The organism is Streptomyces sp. NPDC031274 (genome assembly GCF_055570235.1).
The window spans coordinates 45,740-48,886 of sequence record NZ_JBVIHP010000004.1; the positions used below are offsets into that span (position 1 = coordinate 45,740).

The window sequence follows — 3,147 nt, forward strand, 5'->3', positions numbered from 1 at the left end:
GTGGGAGCGGGGGGACGTTTAGGTTTCGTGGGGCGCGCCCGCAGCGGGGGGCGGTTGGAGTACACGCGTCCCGGCAGGGGGAGGGGCGGGGGGGGGGCCCCCCCCCCCCCCCCCGCCGCCGTCTTCTCACGTGACGGTGGTGACCGTCACTTGGTGACCACGATGGCCAGCAGGTACGCGGGGTTGCTGGTGTCGTAGTAGCCGATCACCCGCTGCCCGAAGGCGAACGCCTCCTGGACCTCGTCGTGCGTCTGCGGGCTGGGGTTGATGAACACCCTCCAGGCGTTGTCGACGAACAGGTAGATGGTCGATGCCTGGCCGGGGAGGGGCTGGACGATGTCCCAGAACGACGTCGCGACGTTCGAGGCGAGCGCCTGTGTGGAGACCTGGGGCGCCTGCGCCTGCGGGACGCTCTCCTGACCGAGCTGCTGCTGGCCGCCGTACTGCTGGCCGCCGCCGAATTGCTGCCCGCCGGACTGCTGGCCGCCGAGCTGCTGGAGCAGCTCCTGGTAGGGCTGCTGCTGGCCGAGCTGTTGCAGCTGCTGGTGGAGCTGCTCCTGGAGGTGCGGCGGGATCTGCTGCTGCGATCCCTGCATTCCCTGCGGACCCTGCATTCCCTGCATGCCGCGCATGCCCTGCGGGCCGAACTGACTCTGGCCGGAGGAGTGCTGACCGAACGGCTGCTGCTGTTGCTGACCGAACGGCTGCTGTTGCTGGCCGCCGAACTGCTGCGGGGGCGCGGTGCTCGGGCCCTGCTGCTGGCTCTGCGGCTGGCCCTGGTGCTGGCCCTGCTGGGAGCCGAACTGCTGCGGTCCGTACTGCTGTTGTGGTCCGTACTGCTGGCCTTGCTGCTGCATCGGACTCATGTACGGGGTGGTGCTCATGCGGGTGCCACCTTCCCTCAGTGGTTGTGGTGCTTCAGCGATGAGCGTGGTGATTGAGCGTGTTGCTCCGGCGACGCGCGGGTGTCTCAGCCCGTGACGACAAGGCCGACGACCTCGTCGTCCGAGAACCAGACGCGTACGTCGGGGTGCCCGCCCGCGAAGGCGGCGTGCACCGCCTGGCGGATGTCGGGGGCCGGATGGTTCAGGTTCCGCCACTCGCCGGCGACGAAGAGCCGCAGACGCGGCGGGAGTTCGGGGGGATAGGGGAGCAGCTCGTCCCAGTAGCGCTCGGCCTGGCCCGAGCCGACCGCGGACGGCAGCAGGTTCGTGACCGCCGACTTGATGTCGGGGCGGTTGCCGATCCGCTGCGATGCGGGGCGGCCCGGTGCGTCCTGCTGCGGCGAGCCCGTCGAGCGCAGCATGGCACGCGCGCGCTCCGGCGTCATCAGCTGCTGGCCCGCGGCCTTCAGCATGCCCTGCAGACAGGCCAGGGCGCCGACGACGACCGGTGACGCGGACGAGGTGCCGGAGAACGTGTCCGTGTACCAGGCGATCTCCTCCGTGCCGCCCTGCAGATCGCCCGGCTGGTTCCAGGAGCCACCGGTCGTGGTGGTCTCGCGGCCCCAGCCCTGCGCGTCCAGGCGGGCGCCGTAGTTGGAGAACCCCAGGCGGGAGCGGTCCGGGCCGTGATCACGGCCGTGCGTGCCGGGCGGCGGTGCGCCCGCGCCGACCAGGATGGCGCCCGAGGGCCGGTTGGAGGGGTTGAAGGGGTTGCGCCACGACTCGGGGAACTCGTCCGGCCTGCGCTCGTACACCGCGTCGTCCAGGGACTCCGCGCCGTTGCCCGCGGCGGCGACGACGATGACGCCCTTCGCGCAGGCGTACCGGATCGCCGCGTAGTCGTCGGGCCACCATTCCAGGGCGATGTAGCCGCGCTGGTCGTCGCGCGGTTCGAATTCGAACCGCGGTCCCGGCCTGTGCAGTTCGATCAGCACGATGTCGCCGGGGCCGAGCCGGTCCGCCGCCGCGTGGATCGTGGCCGCGGTGCCCAGAGGCTGGAAGGAGGCCGCCGCGGTCGTGGCCTCGGGCGCGATGCCGTTGATGCCCACGTAGTTGCGGTCGCCGCCTATCACGCCGATCACCGCGGTGCCGTGGTTGCGCCAGGCCACGTCCTGGATGGGGGTGCCGATGACCACGCCGGCGAGCTTGCCGGTCAGATCCTCGTGGCTCAGCTGCCAGGCGCCCTCGATGTCGATCACCGTGATGCCCTCGCCCGATCCGCCGAGCCGCTGCCACGCCCAGTGCGCGTCGACGCCCTCGGGCGCCGGGCGCAGATAGCCCTGGCGGCCGGTGAAGTCGGGGGTGACGGGGGCGCCTTCCTTACGGCGCCCGGACTCACCGATGCCGGACTCACCGGTGCCGGGTCCGCTCATGCCGGGCCCGCTCATGCCGGGCCCGCTCATGCCGGGCCTGCTCATGCCGGGTTCCCCGGACTGGCCCGACCGGCCTTGGGACGCGGGCCGCGAGGGATCCGGGCCGAGCGACGCCGGTACGGCGCCCGGCTTGACGTACGCCGTGTCGATCCCCGGCAGCGCCGCCATCCGCGAGCGCAGCTCCTGTGCCCTGCTCTCGCCGCCGCGCACGCGGTAGAAGAGTGCCAGGTCCGGCACGCCGTCGCCGCCGTCCGTGGCCGTGTGCTGTTGAACCGCGGACTGTACGCGCTCCTCGTTGCCGAACAGCGGCTCCAGAGCGAGCTGTTCATCGCTGAGGAACATGTTCAGGGCCGACACGTCGGAGCCCGCCGCCGAGCGGACGCCCTCGGTCACGGCACGGAGCCGGGCCTCGGGCCGTGCGACGACGATCAGTTCCTGCTCGGACGCCCGGTAGGTGAATCCCGCCCCGTCGGGTCCGGGGCCACTGGCTCCCGGGCCCTCTGCCGGCTCTACCTGGTCGGTCATCGCTTCACCGCTCCCTTCGGTCCTGCGGGTGCCGTGCTGTGCGCTGTGGCCGCGCATTCCGGGGCACACCCTGCTACTGCCGGGCGCAGCCGTCCACCCCCTTTGCCCCAACTGGGTTTGAAATCAAGGGGATCGGGGAACCCCGTGCAATTCGTCCGGAAGGCGATGTCACGCCTCAATCCGGCCATGTGCCGGACGCGGGACAGACGCACGACAGACGCGGGACAGACGCACGACAATGGGGGCGGCAGCCCTTTGGGTGTCGCCCCCCAGTGGTGTTTCTCCCTTCTCTCCCGTCCGTCCTT

General features: G+C 71.5%; 2 protein-coding genes. Both read right to left on the minus strand.

From position 1 onward, the window contains the following. Positions 1-146: 146 nt before the first annotated feature. The gene (locus tag ACZ5CR_RS08395) at positions 147-884 is read right to left on the minus strand and encodes a hypothetical protein (protein WP_468854935.1); all 738 of its coding nucleotides are present in this window, start codon (positions 882-884) and stop codon (positions 147-149) included. 86 nt (positions 885-970) lie between these two features. Next, complete coding sequence (locus tag ACZ5CR_RS08400) at positions 971-2,842, minus strand: S8 family peptidase (protein WP_468854937.1); 1,872 nt, start codon at positions 2,840-2,842, stop codon at positions 971-973. Positions 2,843-3,147: the final 305 nt, after the last annotated feature.